General features: G+C 68.1%; 14 protein-coding genes. 8 read left to right on the plus strand and 6 right to left on the minus strand.

Going from position 1 to position 17,437, the window contains the following annotated elements; genetic code table 11:
* Complete coding sequence (gene uvrA, locus NHN26_RS06855) at positions 1-2,859, minus strand: excinuclease ABC subunit UvrA (protein ID WP_253088757.1); 2,859 nt, start codon at positions 2,857-2,859, stop codon at positions 1-3.
* Between the two features lie 168 nt (positions 2,860-3,027).
* On the opposite strand from uvrA, the gene NHN26_RS06860 reads away from it, so the two are divergent.
* The 7 genes from NHN26_RS06860 (at position 3,028) to NHN26_RS06890 (ending at position 8,291) form a co-directional block, all read left to right on the plus strand.
* Complete coding sequence (locus tag NHN26_RS06860) at positions 3,028-3,402, plus strand: rhodanese-like domain-containing protein (protein WP_253088758.1); 375 nt, start codon at positions 3,028-3,030, stop codon at positions 3,400-3,402.
* A gap of 161 nt (positions 3,403-3,563) precedes the next feature.
* Entirely contained in the window at positions 3,564-4,595 is a 1,032-nt protein-coding gene (locus NHN26_RS06865; RefSeq protein WP_253088759.1) for an extracellular solute-binding protein, read from the plus strand.
* Between the two features lie 56 nt (positions 4,596-4,651).
* Positions 4,652-5,749, plus strand: a complete 1,098-nt coding sequence (locus NHN26_RS06870; protein ID WP_253088760.1) for an ABC transporter ATP-binding protein — start codon at positions 4,652-4,654, stop codon at positions 5,747-5,749.
* Entirely contained in the window at positions 5,746-6,603 is an 858-nt protein-coding gene (locus tag NHN26_RS06875) for an ABC transporter permease (protein ID WP_253088761.1), read from the plus strand. Before NHN26_RS06870 ends, NHN26_RS06875 begins: the two co-directional genes overlap by 4 nt.
* A 4-nt stretch (positions 6,604-6,607) precedes the next feature.
* Positions 6,608-7,459: an ABC transporter permease gene (locus tag NHN26_RS06880; protein WP_253088762.1), complete on the plus strand. Its 852-nt coding sequence runs from the start codon at positions 6,608-6,610 to the stop codon at positions 7,457-7,459.
* Between the two features lie 71 nt (positions 7,460-7,530).
* On the plus strand, positions 7,531-7,953 hold the full coding sequence (locus NHN26_RS06885; RefSeq protein ID WP_253088763.1) for a DUF6484 domain-containing protein: 423 nt from the start codon (positions 7,531-7,533) through the stop codon (positions 7,951-7,953).
* Positions 7,953-8,291: a hypothetical protein gene (locus NHN26_RS06890; RefSeq protein WP_253088764.1), complete on the plus strand. Its 339-nt coding sequence runs from the start codon at positions 7,953-7,955 to the stop codon at positions 8,289-8,291. The genes NHN26_RS06885 and NHN26_RS06890 overlap by 1 nt, the downstream gene beginning before the upstream one ends.
* 3 nt (positions 8,292-8,294) lie before the next feature.
* Here NHN26_RS06890 and NHN26_RS06895 read toward each other — a convergent pair whose 3' ends face one another.
* From NHN26_RS06895 to tssH, 5 genes are read right to left on the minus strand one after another with little or no spacing between them, the layout of a single operon-like run.
* Positions 8,295-9,347, minus strand: coding sequence for a hypothetical protein (locus tag NHN26_RS06895; protein WP_253088765.1), 1,053 nt, complete (start codon positions 9,345-9,347; stop codon positions 8,295-8,297).
* Between the two features lies 1 nt (position 9,348).
* Entirely contained in the window at positions 9,349-10,284 is a 936-nt protein-coding gene (locus tag NHN26_RS06900) for a DUF4150 domain-containing protein (RefSeq protein ID WP_253088766.1), read from the minus strand.
* Positions 10,284-11,315, minus strand: a complete 1,032-nt coding sequence (locus tag NHN26_RS06905) for a beta-ketoacyl synthase N-terminal-like domain-containing protein (protein WP_253088767.1) — start codon at positions 11,313-11,315, stop codon at positions 10,284-10,286. Before NHN26_RS06905 ends, NHN26_RS06900 begins: the two co-directional genes overlap by 1 nt.
* Entirely contained in the window at positions 11,312-12,412 is a 1,101-nt protein-coding gene (locus tag NHN26_RS06910) for a DUF2169 family type VI secretion system accessory protein (RefSeq protein ID WP_253088768.1), read from the minus strand. The genes NHN26_RS06905 and NHN26_RS06910 overlap by 4 nt, the downstream gene beginning before the upstream one ends.
* 9 nt (positions 12,413-12,421) lie before the next feature.
* Positions 12,422-15,172: a type VI secretion system ATPase TssH gene (tssH, locus tag NHN26_RS06915; RefSeq protein ID WP_253088769.1), complete on the minus strand. Its 2,751-nt coding sequence runs from the start codon at positions 15,170-15,172 to the stop codon at positions 12,422-12,424.
* Positions 15,173-15,316: 144 nt separating this feature from the next.
* On the opposite strand from tssH, the gene NHN26_RS17475 reads away from it, so the two are divergent.
* Entirely contained in the window at positions 15,317-17,404 is a 2,088-nt protein-coding gene (locus NHN26_RS17475) for a protein kinase domain-containing protein (protein ID WP_290442859.1), read from the plus strand.
* Positions 17,405-17,437 lie beyond the last annotated feature (33 nt).

Below are 17,437 nucleotides of genomic sequence, written 5' to 3' on the forward strand. Positions count from 1 at the left end.
CTATTCCGCCGCCAGGTTGCGGGGTTTCAGCATGTCCTTGAGGTAATGCCCGGTATGGCTGGCCGCCACCTCGGCCACCTCTTCGGGCGTGCCCTCGGCCACGATCCGCCCACCGCCATCGCCGCCTTCGGGGCCGATATCTATGATCCAGTCGGCGGTCTTGATGACGTCCAGATTGTGCTCGATCACCACGACCGAATTGCCCTGCTCGACCAGTTCGTGCAGCACTTCGAGTAGCTTTCTCACATCCTCGAAATGCAGCCCCGTGGTGGGTTCGTCCAGGATGTAAAGCGTCCGCCCCGTGGCGCGTTTCGACAATTCCTTGGACAGCTTCACCCGCTGCGCCTCGCCGCCCGACAGCGTCGTGGCCTGCTGGCCGACCTGGATATAGCCAAGGCCCACGCGCACCAGCGCATCCATCTTCTCGCGGATTGCGGGCACCGCCTTGAAGAACTCCTGCGCATCCTCGACCGTCATCTCAAGAACGTCCGCTATGTTCTTGCCCTTGAAACGGATTTCCAGCGTTTCCCGGTTGTAGCGATGGCCCTTGCAGGTCTCGCAGGTGACATAGACATCGGGCAGGAAATGCATCTCGATCTTGATGACGCCATCGCCCTGGCAGGCTTCGCAGCGCCCGCCCTTGACGTTGAAGCTGAACCGCCCCGGCTTGTAGCCGCGCGCCTGCGCCTCGGGCAGACCCGCGAACCAGTCGCGGATCGGCGTGAAGGCGCCGGTATAGGTGGCGGGGTTCGACCGCGGCGTGCGCCCGATGGGCCGCTGGTCGATGTCGATCACCTTGTCCAGATGCTCCAGCCCCTTGATCGTCTCGCAGGGGGCGGGCGTCTGGCGGGCGCCGTTCAGCCGCATGCTGGCGGTCTTGAACAGCGTCTCGATGGTCAGCGTCGACTTGCCCCCGCCCGAAACGCCGGTGACGCAGACGAACCTGCCCAGCGGGAAATCCACCGTCACGTCCTTGAGGTTGTTGCCGGTCGCCTTGACCACGGTGATCTTCTTGCCATTGCCCGGCCGCCGCGTCGCAGGCACCGCGATCTCGCGCGCGCCCGACAGGTATTGCCCCGTCACCGAGGCCGGATCGGCCATGATCTCCGCAGGCGTGCCCCGCGACACGATCATGCCGCCATGCACCCCCGCCCCGGGGCCAAGGTCGAGGACATAATCCGCCTCCCGGATCGCCTCCTCGTCATGTTCGACCACCAGCACCGAATTGCCCTGGTCGCGCAGGTTCTTGAGCGTCGTCAGCAACCGCCCGTTGTCGCGCTGGTGCAGCCCGATCGAGGGTTCGTCCAGCACATAAAGCACCCCCGTCAGCCCGCTGCCGATCTGGCTGGCCAGCCGGATGCGCTGGCTTTCCCCGCCCGACAGCGTGCCCGCATTGCGCGACAGCGTCAGGTAGTCGAGGCCCACATTGTTCAGGAACCCCAGCCGCTCGCGGATTTCCTTGAGGATGGCGCGGGCGATCTCGTTCTTCTGGTTGCTCAGGCTGTCGGGCACGCGCTCGACCCAGGCCAGCGCCTCGCGGATCGACATCTGCACCACTTCACCGACATGCAGCCCGCCGATCCGGACCGCCAGCGCCTCGGGCTTCAGCCGGTGCCCGCCGCAGGCATGGCAGGGGCGATTGTTCTGGTAGCGCTCGAACTCCTCGCGGATCCAGGCGCTGTCGGTCTCGCGATAGCGCCGCTCCATGTTGGGAATCACGCCCTCGAAGGGCCGCGTCACGTTGTAGATGCGCCCGCCCTCGTCATAGCGGAACGGGATTTCCTCCTCGCCCGAGCCATGCAGGAACACCGCCTTGACCTCATCGGGCAGGTGCTTCCATGGCGTGTCCTTGTCGAAACCGTAATGGCGCGCGATGGCCTCGATGGTCTGGCGGAAATAGGGCGACTTGCCCTTGCGCCAGGGCGCAATGGCCCCGTCCCAGACGGTCAGCGCGGCATCGGGCACCACAAGGCGTTCGTCAAAGAACAGCTCCACCCCCAGCCCGTCGCAATCGGGACAGGCGCCATAGGGGGCGTTGAAGGAAAACAGCCGCGGCTCGATCTCGGGGATGGTGAAGCCGCTGACGGGACAGGCGAATTTCTCGGAAAACGTGATCCGCTCGGGCTCGCCCTCGGCTGGCGCGGTTTCCAGCACCGCGATCCCGTCGGCCAGGTCCAGCGCGGTGCGGAAACTGTCGGCCAGCCGCGTCTCAAGCCCCGGCTTGACCACGATCCGGTCCACCACGACGTCGATATCGTGGCGGAACTTCTTGTCCAGCGTGGGCGCCTCGTCCAGATCGTGAAAGACGCCATTGACCTTGACGCGCTGGAAGCCCTGCTTGCGCAACTCAAGGAATTCCTTGCGGTATTCGCCCTTGCGGTCGCGCACGATGGGGGCCAGCAGATAGGCGCGCGTGCCCTCCTCCATCGCCATCACCCGGTCGACCATGTCCTGCACCTGCTGCGCCTCGATCGGCAGGCCGGTGGCGGGCGAATAGGGCGTGCCGGCGCGGGCGAACAGCAGCCGCATGTAATCGTAGATCTCGGTGACCGTGCCGACCGTGGATCGCGGGTTCTTCGACGTCGTCTTCTGCTCGATGGAGATCGCCGGGCTCAACCCGCTGATATGGTCCACATCCGGTTTCTGCATCATGTCCAGGAACTGCCGGGCATAGGCCGACAGGCTTTCGACATAGCGCCGCTGGCCTTCCGCATAGATCGTGTCGAAGGCAAGGCTGGACTTGCCCGAGCCCGACAGCCCGGTGATGACCACCAGCGCATCGCGGGGAATGTCGACGTCGATATTCCTGAGATTGTGCTCGCGCGCGCCGCGCACCTCGATGCGTTTCAGATCGGCCATGACTGCCCCCGGGGATGACGGAACAACACATAGGTGATGCGTGCCGGATTCCCAACGGGAAAAAGGGAACACAGGGCGAACATGCGCGCGCGCCCGCCGATTGCCGCTTAACAATCCGGCGCGGGTGCCTATAGTCCGCCCGACCTCAGCCAACAGGAGTGCGCGCCGATGTTCAAGATGGTGGATCTGATGCTCAGGCTCTATCCCAATGTCGACGAGATTCGCGCCCGGGACGCCGCGCCGCTGGCCGAGAAGGGCGAGATCATCCTGATCGACGTGCGCGAGCCGCACGAGATCGCCCGCTTCGGCAAGTGCAAGGGCGCAATCGAGGTGCCGATGCACATGATCCGCCACAAGGCCGACCCGAACGGCCCGCATTTCGACCCCGCGCTCGACCCCGCCAGGACCTTCGCGATCTATTGCGAGACCGGCGCCCGTTCGCTGGCGGCAGCGCGGGTGATGAAGAAGCTCGGCTATGACAAGGTCTACAACATGGGCAGCTTCCTGGAATGGCTGAACGCCAGGCTGCCGGTCGAGAAATAGCCCGGACCGGGCCGCGGGGGCCGACCGCGCCGCCTTTCTGTCACGACGAAACGAATTGACGGCGCTGGCATGGCGGACCAAGCTGGCGGCACGTCAACCAGACCATCTCGACAGGGAAGACCATGACAAAACGCCAAGCTGTTGCCGCGTCCAGCCTCGCCATGACCCTCGCGGTCCTTGCCGTCCCGGCCTCGGCGGACACCCTGCGCCTCCTGACCTGGGGCGGCTACGCCCCGGAGAATGTCGTCGCCATGTTCGAGGCGGAAACCGGCCACAAGGTCGAGGTCACGCTGTCGAACAACGAGGAGATGATCGCCAAGCTGCGCGCCACGGCCGGGGGCGGGTTCGACCTCGCCCAGCCCAGCCAGGACCGGATCGCCGGTCCGCAGGAGGAGTTCGGCATCTACAAGCCGATCGACCTGTCGAAGGTCGACGCCTCGCTGTTCATCCCCTCGATGCTGGAAGCCACCAAGGCCAACACCACCGTGAACGGCGAGGTCTACGGCCTGCCCCATGTCTGGGGCACCGACGGTCTGGTGCTCGACCGCGCGCAGGCCGGGATGGTGCAGGATTACACCGATCTCTGCGCGCCCGAGGTGGCGGGCAAGGTCTCCTACCGGCTGAAACGGCCCACGCTGATCGGATTTGCCTTCGCGATGGGCATCGACCCCTTCGCGCTTTACGGTGACGAGGCCGCCTATTCCGAGATGCTGGCCACGGTCGAGGCCAAGCTTGTCGAGTGCAAGCCCAACGTCAAGACCTACTGGGGCGGCGGCGACGAGCTGATGGGGCTGGTCCGCTCGGGCGAGGTGGTGGCCGCGATGGCCTGGGATACCGGCGGCTGGAAGCTGAACGCCGACAATCCCGACATCACCTTCGTCGCGCCCGCCTCCGGCGCGCTGGGCTGGGTCGACACCTTCGCGCTGCCCGCCAAGGGCCGGGCCGATGACGCCGCCTATGCCTGGATCAACTTCGTGATGCGCCCCGAGGTCGCGGCGATGATCACCGAGGCCGCGGGCAACTTCACCGCCTCGCAGGGCGCCGACGCCTTCGCCCCCGACGAACTCAAGGCGCGCTACCAGGAAAGCTTCCCGCAAGAGGCGATCGACAACATCAACTGGTATCCGCCGGTGCCCGCGGGCCTCGAGGCGCTGGAAGGTGCCGTGCTCGACCGCGTCAAGGCCGCGAACTGAACCGCGCGCGGGGGGCGGGCCATGCGCCTGCCCCCCGCCGCAAGCCCGGACGGCCCATGACCCCCGATCTCGAATGTGTCAGCCTGACGCGGCGCTTCGGTTCCGCGCTTGCTGTGGACGATGTGTCATTCGCCGTGCCGAACGGCGCGTTCTTCTCGATCCTCGGCCCCTCGGGCTGCGGCAAGACCACGATCATGCGGATGATCGCGGGCTTTCTTGACCCCAGTTCGGGCGACATCCTGATCCGCGGCCGCTCGGTGCTGGACACGCCGCCCAACAAGCGGCCGGTGAACATGGTGTTCCAGCACCTGGCCCTGTTCCCGATGATGACCATCGCCGAGAATATCGGCTATGGCCTGCGCCGAAAGGGGATGGGCCGGGCCGAGATCGCGCGCCGCGTGGACGAGGCGCTCGAACGGATCGGCCTGCCCGGCATCGGCGCGCGCAAGGTCGACGAGCTTTCGGGCGGCCAGAAGCAGCGCGTGGCGATTGCCCGCTGCATGGTGCTGGAACCCGATGTCCTGCTGCTGGACGAACCGCTCGGCGCGCTGGACCTGAAGCTGCGCGAACGCATGAAGGTCGAACTCAAGCAGATGCAGTCCGCCTTCGGCACCACCTTCGTCTACATCACCCATGACCAGTCCGAGGCGCTGGTGATGTCCGACCGGATCGCCGTGATGAATCACGGCCGGTTCGAACAGGTCGGCACCGGGCAGGAACTTTACTACCGCCCCGCCACCGCCTTCGTCGCGGGCTTTGTCGGCGATACCAACCGCTGGACCGGCCGCATCGCCCGGATCGAGGGCGACGAGATGGAAATCGCCACCGACAGCGGCCTGACGCTGCGCGGCGCACGCCATGGCCGCCCGCTTTCCCCCGGCGACCGGACCCAGATCTTCGTCCGTCCCGAGGCGATCCGGCTCGCCCGCTCGGCCGCCGATCTGGCCGGGCTCGACAACCGCCTGTCGGGCCGGGTCGCGGCACTTCTGTTCAACGGCGCGGCCAGCCGCGTGATCGTGCAGGCCGGCGCCGAGGAGATCGAGGTGAACCTGCCGCAATCGGGCGAATTCGCCGATCTTTCCCGCGGCGCCGAGCTTCATGTCGGCTGGGCGGGCGATCAGGGCAATTGCTTCGCCGCCGGGGCCGCGCCATGAAGGCCGAGGCGCGGATCGGGCTTATCCTGCTGCTGATGCCGCTTCTGCTATGGCTGTCGCTGCTGATCCTGATCCCGCATGTCGACATGGCGCTGGTCTCGCTGCGCGAGCGGGTGGGCGTCGGGCAATACCGCTTCGGCTTCGGCAACTACCTGACCTTCCTGAACGAACCGCTCTACCTGCGGACCTTTGCCCGCACCGCGATCATGTCGCTGATCGCCACGGCGCTGACGCTCGCGATCGCCTTCCCGGTCTCCTACTACATCGCCAAGCTCGCCCGCGGGCGCACCCGCTCGGCGCTGTTCCTGCTGTGCCTCGTGCCGTTCTGGGTGTCGGAACTGGTGCGCACCTTCGGCTGGATGATCCTGTTGCGCGAAACCGGCGTGGTCTCGAGCCTGCTGCAATGGGCTGGGCTGGTCGATCAGCCGGTCGAGATGCTTTACAATGACGCCGCGATCATGGTGGGGCTGGTCTATACCTCCATGCTGTTCATGGTGGTTCCGCTGGTCACCACGCTGGAAAGCCTGCCCGACGAGGTGATCGAGGCAGGCTACGACCTGGGCGGCAATGCCTTCAGCGTGTTGCGCGAGATCGTGATCCCGCATGCCATGCCCGGCATCGTCTCGGGATCCATCGTGGTCTTCATGCTGTCGCTGGGCAATTACCTGACGCCCACGATGCTGGGCGGCAAGGACAGCCTGTGGTTCACCGAGCTGATCTATTCCCAGTTCATCGTCCGCTTCAACTGGGAACTGGGCGCGGCCTTCGGCTTCGTGCTGCTGGCACTGTCCTCGGTGATCGTCTGGGCGATGCTGCGGCTGACCGGCCAGACCCTGGCCCGCACCATGGGCTAGCGCGATGATCCCCACGATCCCCCAGCCCGCCCTTCTGAAAGCCCTCTGGACGGCCTATGTGGCGGCGTTCTTCGTCTTTCTGGCACTGCCGCTCGCGGTCGTCGCGGTCTTCGCCTTCAATGACAGCCTGTTCCCGTCGCTGCCCTGGCAGGGCTTCACGCTGGACTGGTTCTTCGGCGACACCCGCCCCCGGATCGGCGTCTTCCACGAACGCCCCATCCTGCGCGCGATCGGCACCTCGGCCCTCGTCGCCGCCTGCGTCTCGGTGCTGTCGGTCGGCGTGGGGCTGTCGAACGCGTTCCTGTTCAACCGCTACCGCTTTCCGGGCCAGGGGCTGCTCTATGTCCTGATGCTGCTGCCGCTGGTGGTCCCGGGCATCGTGCTGGGCATCTCGATCCTGGTCTTTTCCAGCCGCATCGCGAACGGGCTGTGGGACATCGCGCAATGGGACATCGACGCGCTGCGCCCGGGCCTCGCACTGGTGATCCTCGGACAGTTCTCGTTCATCGCCACCATCGCCACGCTGGTCATCGGGGCGCGCCTGCAGAAATTCGACCATACGCTGGAAGAGGCCGCGCTGAATCTCGGCGCCTCCCGCCTGACCGCCGTGCGCACCGTCACCCTGCCCTATCTGGCCCCCGCCCTGGTCGGCGCCTTCGTCGTCGCCTTCCTGATGAGCTTCGAGAATTTCAACACGACGCTGATGCTGGTCGGTTCGGACGCGCCGCTGACCATCGCGATGTTCGACCGGCTGAAAGAGGGCTCGACACCCCTGCTGAACGCGGTCTCGCTGCTGCTGATGCTGGGCTCGTCGCTGCTGGCCCTCGTGATGATCGCCTTTCAGCGCCGCGGCTGAGCCCGCTTGGCGCGGCGGACCTTCTGTGGAAGAATGACAGCGCAATCCGGGCAACAGGGGCCTTGGACCAGATGACCCGCACCGACCAGATCGACGGCGTGGCGCTCGGCGTCATTCTCGGCTTCGAGGCGGGCGCGCCGCTGGTCGTCTTCGCGGGCAATGCGCAGGATCACGCGATCCCCGCCCGCTCGCTGACCGCGCTTGGCGCCGAGGATGTCGGCGCCGAGGTGGCGCTGCTGTTCGAGGAAGGCTGCCGCGACCGCCCGCTGATCGTCGGCAAGCTGGTCGAGCCGCCCCGTCAGGACCGCCCGCCGCTGGTGATCCGCGATGGCGAGACGGTGCGCGTCACCGCCACGGACCGACTGGAACTGCGCGTGGGCAAGGCATCCATCGTGATGCTGGCGGATGGCCGCATCACCATCCGCGGCAGCTATCTGACCAGCCACGCCTCGGCGGCGAACCGCATCCGCGGCGGCTCGGTCAACCTGAACTGATGCCCGCGACGGTCCTGGACCACATCGTTCGCCAGCACGCCGAACAGGCCGCGTTCCTCTGGACAATCTACGACCGGCACATGCTGAACCCCGAGGAAAACGAGGAAATGGACGCCCTGCGCCTGTCCCGCCTGATCGAGCGGCTGGAGGCGCATCTGGACGGGCTGCGGGTGGCGGGTGCAGACGGCCTGCGCATCGCCCAGGAGCTTTTTGCCGAATATCCCGAACCGGGCGAGCTGTTCGTCCTGCGCATGCTGCAACCCGGCGCCGCGGCGCTGCGCATCGCCGATCTCGACCTTGCAAAGGTGCGGGCCTACCTGGCGGCGACGCTGGGCTGAGGATCAGCCCTCGCGCAGGATGGCGCGCGGCACCTCGATCCGTTCCCAGGCCCCGCGCCGCAACCGGAACAGATCGTCCGCGTCAAAGGCCCACAGCGCGTCGTCCGACTGCTGGATACGCAGGATGTTCCCGAACCCTTCGTCCGGTCCGCGCAGGGGCGCGTCGATCCTCGCGGCGCTACAGGGATGGATCGACGTCTCGGCCGCGACCAGAAGACCGCCTTCGGCAGCGGCAAGGGACACATAATCCTCGTCGGTATCCGGCCCGTCCAGAAAGTCGACCTCGTCGCCCTCCCGCAGCACGAGCGCGGTGCCTATCCCTGCCGCGACCAGCACGCCCGCCCCCTGTCCCGGATCGTGCAGATCCGCGATCACCGCATCGGTCGGCAGGTCGATGCGCGTCCATTGCGCGCCCGCCACACGAAACAGAACCCCGAACTGGTCGCGCTCGTCCTCGAACATCAGGTCCACGAAACTGTCGATATCGCCATCCTCCAGCGCCGCCTCGGCCGCAGTCGTGTCCCCACCCCAGGGATAGACGAAGCCGCCGACCAGGCTGGTCCCATCCGAAAGCCCCAGCCAGCAGGTGGCGTTCAGGATGTCGCCCTCCGCATCAGGCGGCGGGCCGGATTCCGACAGCGCGCGCCAGTCTCCCGGCCCAAGGCGGCGATAGATCTGTCCGTTCTGACCGATCACGGTGAACTGGTCGCCATGGGCATAGATCCGCTGCACCGCGCCGCGCCCGGCGGCATCGTCGCTGAAGATGCCCGCGCCGGGGATCTTCTCGTCCCGGGTTTCCTCCTCATCTAGGAAATAGACATCGCCCTCGTCGCTGAGCGCCACATAGACCGGCGCCGCGCCGGAGGCGTAGCGACCCGAGGTGATCCAGACGATGGCGCGGTCCACGTCGATCCGGCCCCAGGGCTGGGCCAAGCCCTCCTCGCGGATCAGGATCATGCTGTAGGGCTCGTCCGCATCCGGCCGGGACAGCGCGATGCACACCGTTCCGGGCAACCCGGCATCCCCGGCAACGATCCTCAACCCCCTGGGAAACATTTCAGTACCTCCCTCTCCTGATGACGGTCCGCGCCTTGCCGCTGGGCAGGCTGGTGGTGGTGCGGCCCGGTCTGGACGCGATCTTGGCATCCTTGACCTGCTTGGCTGCCATCGCGACCGCAAGCTTCTTGCAGGCGGGGGACAGGTTCGGAACCGAGTTTATCGACTGGGCGCATTTCGCCATGATCTTGGACATCGGCGCGGTGCCCGGCACGCTCTTCTTGCCCCCGGCCACGGCCATCGGCCTTGCCCCCAGCTTCTTCAGATCGGCATTGAGGCTGGAATGCAGCCCCGAATGCTGCTTGTGGGTCAGGCAGACGCACATGCCCTGGTTCAGCGACGGGGCGCCGGGCATCCGGCCACCGGTCGAACCGCGCGTGCCGGTGCGATAGCACATGTCCGGAACGATATGGTGCGCGTGACTGCCCTTCTTGCACTTGACCTTGTTGAAGGGTCCCATCGGCGGGCATTTCTTTTCGGCCGCGGTCAGCGGGCGGCCCAGATGCAGCTTGGCCACATGCACCCAGGGCGGCGTGTTGGCGGCGGGCGAGGCGTGGTTGTTGGTGGTCAGGTCCGAGAACCGCACCACCGGCTCGCCCTCGAACTTCACGTTCGGCGACCACGAGTTGAAATAGGACTTGCCCGTGTTCTTGGAGGTGATGACCCCCTTCTTCGCGGCACAGCCCGCCTCGTCTCCCGAGGTCCTGGACATGTCGGACTTGTTCTTCAGGTTGACCGTCTTGCCGCCGATGAACACCGTCGAGGTGCCGTTCTCGGTATCGCCCGCCATCGCGAAATTCGGATAGGGCACCGGCACGCCCGGCGGCGTCGCGGGGTTCTCGGGCGGGGTCATGCAGACATCGGGGAAGGCCGCGATGGTCTGGGCCTGCACCGCCTTGCCCGAGATCTCCAGCCCGTTGGCGTACACGTCCCCCATCAGCCCGCCCCCGCCCGGAACACCGCCGCGCCGCAGGCGCCATCGTCGGAACTGGCCTCGATCAGCACCGGATCGCCGCCCGCATAGCCCTTGCGCGCGGCGCATAGCGCGATGCCGATCATCAGCGGCACGACCGCCGCGCCCACATTGCCCAGGCTCTCGGCCGGGCTCCACAGGTCCTGGAATTCGGAACGGCCGCGTTCCAGCCGCAGCGCGGCCAGCGCGGTCTGCCTGAACCAGTATTGCTCGCCGATCAGGTCGGCGATGCGGTAGTCGATCTGCGCCAGGCCGACCCCCGCCGCGCCCAGCGCCTGGGCATAGGCTTCGGTCATGCCGTCGCCGCGCAGCGGCAGGTCCAGCCCGTCAGCGTCGAGCCCGTTGTAAAGGAACGCCTTTTCCCGCGCGAGCCCCAGCCCCGCCAGCCGCAGCCCGGCCCCGGTCCGCCCGCACAGCACCGCCGCCGCCGCCTCCCCCGGCAGAAAGCCGTTCGCGTTCTCGGCCGTCAGCAACCGGCGCTTGCCCTGGTAATGGGCGATGGCCGGCGCGGTCAGGTAGCTGTCCACACCCGCCACCACCACATGATCCGCCGCCCCCTCGGCCAGCATCCGCCCCGCCTGGCGCAGCGCGACCAGGCCCGAGGGGCGGCCATGGGCGACGATCTGGGTGCGGGTGCGGGGCGGGATCCCGACGATCCCGCCGATCCGGGCGGCCAGCCCGGCGGCATCGCGCAGCGGGCGGCCCGGGCGTTCCTCCTCGGGCAGGCACAGGATCAGCGCCGCCTGCCCCGCCGCCCCGGGCACCGCCTCGAACAGCTCGGCAATGGCGCCCGCGGCCAGATGGGCCAGCCGCTTCTCGCCCAGCCAGTTGCGCGGCAGGGGCACCGGCGCACCGATCAGCCAGTCCCCACCCGGCCCCGCGAACCGCGTCTCGCAAAACCCGTCAAGCCGCGCGCGCAGCGCCGCGCAGGACGAGGGCGCATCCAGCCCCACCGCCGTCACCATGCCCGCCGCAAGGATCGACAGCGCGCTCATGCCTCGTCTTCCTGAGGCTCGGGCACGCCCACGGCCCGGACATAGCGCCGCCCCTCGGCGCGGGCGCGGGCCATCGCTTCGGTCGGCGGGCCGATCCAGGCCCCGGAAAATTCGGTGATGATCCGCCGGATCGGCACCGAGACGCGCCAGACCAGCATCAGCACCCGCGCCTCGCAATCGAACAGCAGCGTGTCGGGCAGAAGCCTGCGCTCCAGAACCGCCGCCTGCCCGCGAAAGATCGTCACCGGCAGCGCGGTCTCGGGCGGCAGGCGGAACGCCTCGCGCCCCCGTGGCGTCAGGTGGCCCAGGATCACGGCGGTTCCCGGCCCGGGCGGGTCGATCTGCTGATCCTCCGGGGCGCACTGGAAATAGCGCTCGTCGAAATCGGCGGGCAGGAAGGGAAACACCTCGTCCTGCCAGCGCTGGTCATAGGTGCCCGCGTATTTCAGCCGCTCGGGCCAGCCCCGCCCGACGGGCCCCAGCGCCATGGGCCGGTAATTGCCATAGGGCGAGGTCACGGCCACGCCCGGTTCCTGCGTGTTGGGCAGGGGCTGGCCCGACAGGCGCGACTGGTTTCTCACCTGCCCCCAGCCCAGCCCCACCGGGTTCGGCCGATAGACCGCGGGCGCGGGATCGTCCGGATCGCTCCGGTCCGGCCCGCCAAAGGCGGTCTCGTAGGAAAACCGCATCTTCGTGAAGGGATGCGGCTCGGTCGCGGTGACCACCGGCCCCACCACGCGCCATTCCCGCGCCCCGATCACATCCAGCGTCTTGGACCAGTCCCCCACCCGGATGCCGACCCGCACCCCCTGCACCGGCCGCCCCCCGGGGGCATGGGCGGACCCGTTCACGACCACGTCGCAGCGCGCCTTGCGAAAGGCGAAATCGGTTTCCCAAAGCGGCGCGGAAAACCCCGGCGCGCCGGTAAATTCGTCGGCCATCACCAGCGGGCGCTGATCCTCGGCAATGGGGGGCACCTCGCCCGTCTCGGGAAAGTCGAACGTGCCCTTGACCACCAGAACCAGATGCTCCCGCCCCGCCTTGTCCATGCCCTGGGTAAAGGCCGGGACGAAACGGGTCTGGTTCAGGATCTCCATGGCCTTGCCTCAATCGAACGCGTAGGCGAACCCCTCCGCGCTGCCGGTCACCGTCACCCGCGCCAGCGTGGAGCCGTCCAGCGTGCGGTTCAGGATCTGGCGGCTCAGTTCCGGCAACAGCGTGTTGGTCAGGATCGCGTCGATCATCCGCCCGCCCGACTCGATCTCGATGCAGCGCGCCTTGATCAGGTCCATGGTCCCCTCGCCGATCACCAGGTCCGCGTCATGGCCCTTGCGCAGCCGTTTCGCGATGGATTTCAGCTTGAACCCCGCGATCAGTTCCAGCGCCGCATCCGACAGCGGGTAATAGGGGATCGTCACCAGCCGCCCCAGCAGCGCGGGCGGAAACACCCGCAGAAGCGGCGCGCGCAGCGCGGCGGTCAGATCGTCCAGATCGGCATGCACCTTGCCGTCCTCGGTCATCGCCATGATCTCGTCCGTGCCGACATTCGAGGTCAACAGGATCAGCGTGTTCTTGAAGTCGATCCGGCGCCCCTCGCTGTCATCCATCATTCCCTTGTCGAAGACCTGGAAGAATACCTCGTGGATATCGGCATGGGCCTTTTCCACCTCGTCGAACAGCACCACCGAATAGGGCCGGCGGCGCACCGCCTCGGTCAGCACGCCGCCCTTGCCATAGCCCACATAGCCCGGCGGCGCGCCCTTCAGCGTCGAGACCGTGTGCGCCTCCTGGAACTCGCTCATGTTGAAGGACAGCAGGTTCTGTTCCCCGCCATAAAGCGCATCCGCCAGCGCCAGCGCGGTCTCGGTCTTGCCCACCCCCGACGGCCCGCACAGCAGGAAGACCCCGATCGGCTTGTCGGTCGCGGCAAGCCCCGCATAGGCGGTCTGGATGCGGTTCGAGATCATCGCCATCGCGTGATCCTGCCCCACGACCCGCTGGCCCAGGATCTCGGGCAGGTGGATCGCGCGCTCGGTCTGGCTGGCGACCATCCGGCCCGTGGGAATGCCGGTCCAGTCCTGCACGACGCTGGCCACCGCGTTGCGGTCGACCGACGGCAGGATCAGCGGGCTCTCGCCCTGCTGCTCGGCCAGTTCCGCCATCTTCGCCTTCAGCGCCGCCAGCCTTTCGGCGCGCTCCGCCTCGGTCATCATGGGCGGCGGCGGCGGGGCGGCCTCGTCCGCCGGCGCGGCCTCTTCCCCGGCTTCGGAGGCGGCCGCTTCCGGTGCCATGTGGCCCACCGCCCCGGTCTGGTCCAGCGCCGCACCGCCGCCGCGCAGTTCCGCGCGCAGGTCCAGAACCTCGTCCACCAGCGCCTTTTCCGCCTCCCAGCGCGCATTCGCGGCGGCAAACTCGGCCTCGGCCTCGGCCAGCGCGGCAAGGATGCCCTTCATCCGCTTCTCGGTGTCGATGCCGATGGCCGCCTCGCGCTCGGCGATGCCCTGCTCGATCCTCAGCGCGGCAAGACGGCGGTCGATATCCTCGACCGCGGCGGGGGTGGCGTGCTGCGAAACGGCGACGCGCGCGCAGGCGGTATCCAGCAGGCTGATCGCCTTGTCGGGCAATTGCCGGGCGGGAATGTAGCGATGCGACAACTGCACGCTCGCCTCCAGCGCCTCGTCCAGGATCTCGACCTTGTGATGGCGCTCCAGCACCCCCGCGACGCCCCGGCACATCCGCACCGCCGCCTCTTCCGAGGGTTCGGCCACGTTGACCACCTGGAAGCGGCGGGTAAAGGCCGGGTCGGGCTCGATATATTGCTTGTATTCCGACCATGTGGTGGCCGCGACCGTGCGCAACTCGCCCCGCGCCAAGGGCGGCTTCAGCAGGTTCGCGGCATCCCCCGTCCCGGCCGCCCCCCCCGCCCCGATCAGCGTATGCGCCTCGTCGATGAACAGGATGATCGGCACGTCGGAACTGTGGACCTCCTCTATCACCGCGCGCAGCCGCTTCTCGAACTCGCCCTTCACCGAGGCGCCCGCCTTCATCAGCCCCACATCCAGCAGGTGCAGTTGCACGCCCTTCAGGCTGGGCGGCACGTCGCCCCTGGCCAGCCGCTGGGCAAAACCCTCGACCACCGCGGTCTTGCCCACACCCGCCTCGCCGGTCAGGATCGGGTTGTTCTGGCGCCGCCGCATCAGGATGTCGATGATCTGGCGGATCTCCATGTCGCGGCCCACCACCGGGTCGATCCGGCCCGCCCTGGCCCGTTCCGTCAGGTTGGTGGAAAACTGCGCCAGCGCCGATTGCCCGCCCGGCGCGGCTTTCTTCGCCGCCGCCTGTTCCGGCCCCGCCCCCATCCCCTCGACCGAGTCGGGCAGCAGCGCATCCAGTTGCCCGCCCATGTCGCGCGGGTCGATCCGGTCGAATTCCAGGCTGATCTTGTAAAGCAGCGCCTCGATCACCGGCGTGTTCAGCCCCGCCAGCAGCAGATAGGCCGAGCGCACCGCCTCGTCGCCATATTCCAGCTGGCCCAGGCTCCACGCCTCCTGGATCGCGCGAAAGATATGGTCGGAAAATTCCTCGACCGCGCCCGCGCCATGCGGCAGCGCGTCCATCGCGCGGGTGATGTCGGCCTCCAGCCGGGCGAAATCGACGCCCGCGGACCGCAACAGGATCTCGAAATCGGACTTCGGCGACCGCACAAGCTCCGCAACGAAATGCACAAGCTCGACATAAGGATTACCGCGCGCCTTCGCCGCCTGCGCCGCGGCCGAGAAGGCCTTCAGGCAGACCGGGTTCAGCTTGCCGACAAGTTCCTTTCGCTTGATCGTCTCCTGGCTGCCCCGCTGGGCCATGGCTGCCTCCCCCTGACATCCTGCCGGTCGGCGCACAGGCGGGCCATATCGGTTCCGGCCGCCCGGCGCGCGTGCTAGTCTACGCCCGAAACCCGCCGCGGCGACAGGATTTTTCGCCGCGCGCGTGCAGAGCGAGGCCCGCCGATGAAGGACCCTATGCCCTCGGACATCTTCCACCGGGGCCAGGTGCTGAACAACACCTACGACATCGAGGGCGTGCTGGGTCGCGGCGGCACCGGCGAGGTCTATCTGGCGCGCAACCAGATCTCGGGCCGGCAGGTGGCGATCAAGGCGCTGTCGGCGCGGTTCTCGGGCAATGTCGACTATATCGAACTGATGAAGCGCGAGGAGGAGATGCGCAACATCCACCACGACGCGGTGGTGCGCTATACCGAATGCTCGCGCTCCGACCAAGGCCATGTCTTCCTGGTGATGGACTATATCGACGGCCCGTCGATGAATGACGAGATGCTGGCCCGGCGGCTGGACGAACGCGACCTGATGGTGATTGCCCATCGCGTCGCCAGCGGTCTGGTCGCGACCCATGCCCGCGGCGTGGTGCATCGCGACCTGTCGCCCGACAACATCATCCTGCGCGGCGGCGACCCGGACAAGGCCACGATCATAGATTTCGGCATCGCCAAGGACATGGCCGCGGGCGCGCGCACCATCGTCGGCAACCAGTTCGCGGGCAAATACGAATATGCCGCCCCCGAACAGGTCGAGGGCCGGGCCGAGCCGCGTTCGGATCTCTACGCGCTCGGCGCCTCGCTTCTGGCCGCGTGGCGGGGCGAGGTGCCCTTCCCCGGCACCACGCCCGGCGAGATCGTGCGCCGCAAGCAGGCCCCGCTGGATACCGAGGGCGTGCCCGAACCGCTCAAGGGGCTGATCGACACGCTGACCGCCCCCGACCCGGCCGCCCGGCCCGCCGATGCCGCCGCCGTGGTCGCCCGGATCGAGGCCGCGCTGAAGCCGCATACCCGCCACGCCGAACCCGCGCCCGCGGCGCGGCGCGGCCGGGCATGGCTTGCCCTGCCCGCTTTGGCGGCCCTTGGCATGCTTGCGGCCTGGGCGTTGGGGCTGTTCGACCCGCTCTTGCGCCAGCCTCTGCCCGTCGCCTCGCCCTACCGGCTGGTGGCCGTGCATGATCCGGACCTGCCGGGCCGGATCTCGGGCAATGCCCCCGACGCGGCCGCCGTGACCGCCCTTGCCGACGCCTACGCACAGGCCACGGGGCGGCCGCCTGCCGACACCGCGCTGACGCTCGCCACCGGCCTGCCGCGCCCGGACTGGGCCATGCAGGCGGGCGCGCTGATGGCCGAGCTTGCCGCGCTGGACCGCTGGGAACTCTCGCTGTCCGGCCTGTCGGCCGAGGTCACGGGGCTGGCCCCCGATGCCCCCGCGCGCGAGGCCCTGCGCACCCGGCTCGACGCCTGGTCCGCCGACAGCGGCATCGCGCTGCGCACCACCATCGCCGCAGGCCCCGAAAGGCTGGACGCCGCCCGGGTGCAGGCGGTGCTGGACCGGCTGGCCACCTGCGGCCGGCTCGACCAGCAGACCCCCGACGACGCCACCTATCCGCTTGGCGCCAGCATCGTCATCACCGGCGACATCGCCACGCCCGAGGACAAGCCCGCCATCGAGGCCGCCCTTGCCCCCCTGATCGGCGACCGGACCGCGCAGGTCGAGACAAGGACGCTCAACCGCGATCTCTGCGCGATCCGCGCGGTCCTGCCACCGATGGGCGGCGGGACGCTGTCGATCTGGCTGGGCGATGGCGAAAGCGGCGAGGCGAACCTGACCGGCATCTACCGCGTCGGCCAGAACCCCGTGGCCGAGGTGCTGGCGCCCGCCAGCCTGACCCAGGGCTCGCTCTGGGTCATGGTCGTGGACAATACCGGCAAGGTCTTTCACGTCCTGCCCCAGATCAACAGCACCGAACACGCCCTGGACCAGATCGGCCGGGTCGAGGGCGGCCTGCGCCGGATCCGGGTGCTGCACTCGATCGAGGAGTTCCGCGCCGATCCCGGCCTTCTGGCCTTTCGCATCACCGATGGCGATTTCGGCAAGTCCGAGATCGTCGCGATCCTGTCGCGCAGCCCGCTTTTCGACCTCCGCCGCCCGCGCGACGAAAGCGTGACCTCGGTCGCCGAGGCGCTGGCCGAAACCCTGCAAGGGCGCGAGGGCGAGGTGCTGGGCGTGGCGTCGCGGATCATTGACGCTCGTCAATAACCGCTCACGATCATTGCCAGAATCGAAACCATC

Origin of the sequence: Rhodovulum tesquicola, assembly GCF_024128855.1 — a bacterium.
GTDB classification, from domain to species: domain Bacteria; phylum Pseudomonadota; class Alphaproteobacteria; order Rhodobacterales; family Rhodobacteraceae; genus Rhodovulum; species Rhodovulum tesquicola.

What these genes read in the sequence shown, in the direction of transcription:
- uvrA (WP_253088757.1), bottom strand. Translation starts at nt 2,859, where the DNA reads ATGGCCGATCTGAAACGCATCGAGGTGCGCGGCGCGCGCGAGCACAAT.
- NHN26_RS06860 (WP_253088758.1), top strand. Translation starts at nt 3,028, where the DNA reads ATGTTCAAGATGGTGGATCTGATGCTCAGGCTCTATCCCAATGTCGAC.
- NHN26_RS06865 (WP_253088759.1), top strand. Translation starts at nt 3,564, where the DNA reads ATGACCCTCGCGGTCCTTGCCGTCCCGGCCTCGGCGGACACCCTGCGC.
- NHN26_RS06870 (WP_253088760.1), top strand. Translation starts at nt 4,652, where the DNA reads ATGACCCCCGATCTCGAATGTGTCAGCCTGACGCGGCGCTTCGGTTCC.
- NHN26_RS06875 (WP_253088761.1), top strand. Translation starts at nt 5,746, where the DNA reads ATGAAGGCCGAGGCGCGGATCGGGCTTATCCTGCTGCTGATGCCGCTT.
- NHN26_RS06880 (WP_253088762.1), top strand. Translation starts at nt 6,608, where the DNA reads ATGATCCCCACGATCCCCCAGCCCGCCCTTCTGAAAGCCCTCTGGACG.
- NHN26_RS06885 (WP_253088763.1), top strand. Translation starts at nt 7,531, where the DNA reads ATGACCCGCACCGACCAGATCGACGGCGTGGCGCTCGGCGTCATTCTC.
- NHN26_RS06890 (WP_253088764.1), top strand. Translation starts at nt 7,953, where the DNA reads ATGCCCGCGACGGTCCTGGACCACATCGTTCGCCAGCACGCCGAACAG.
- NHN26_RS06895 (WP_253088765.1), bottom strand. Translation starts at nt 9,347, where the DNA reads ATGTTTCCCAGGGGGTTGAGGATCGTTGCCGGGGATGCCGGGTTGCCC.
- NHN26_RS06900 (WP_253088766.1), bottom strand. Translation starts at nt 10,284, where the DNA reads ATGGGGGACGTGTACGCCAACGGGCTGGAGATCTCGGGCAAGGCGGTG.
- NHN26_RS06905 (WP_253088767.1), bottom strand. Translation starts at nt 11,315, where the DNA reads ATGAGCGCGCTGTCGATCCTTGCGGCGGGCATGGTGACGGCGGTGGGG.
- NHN26_RS06910 (WP_253088768.1), bottom strand. Translation starts at nt 12,412, where the DNA reads ATGGAGATCCTGAACCAGACCCGTTTCGTCCCGGCCTTTACCCAGGGC.
- tssH (WP_253088769.1), bottom strand. Translation starts at nt 15,172, where the DNA reads ATGGCCCAGCGGGGCAGCCAGGAGACGATCAAGCGAAAGGAACTTGTC.
- NHN26_RS17475 (WP_290442859.1), top strand. Translation starts at nt 15,317, where the DNA reads ATGAAGGACCCTATGCCCTCGGACATCTTCCACCGGGGCCAGGTGCTG.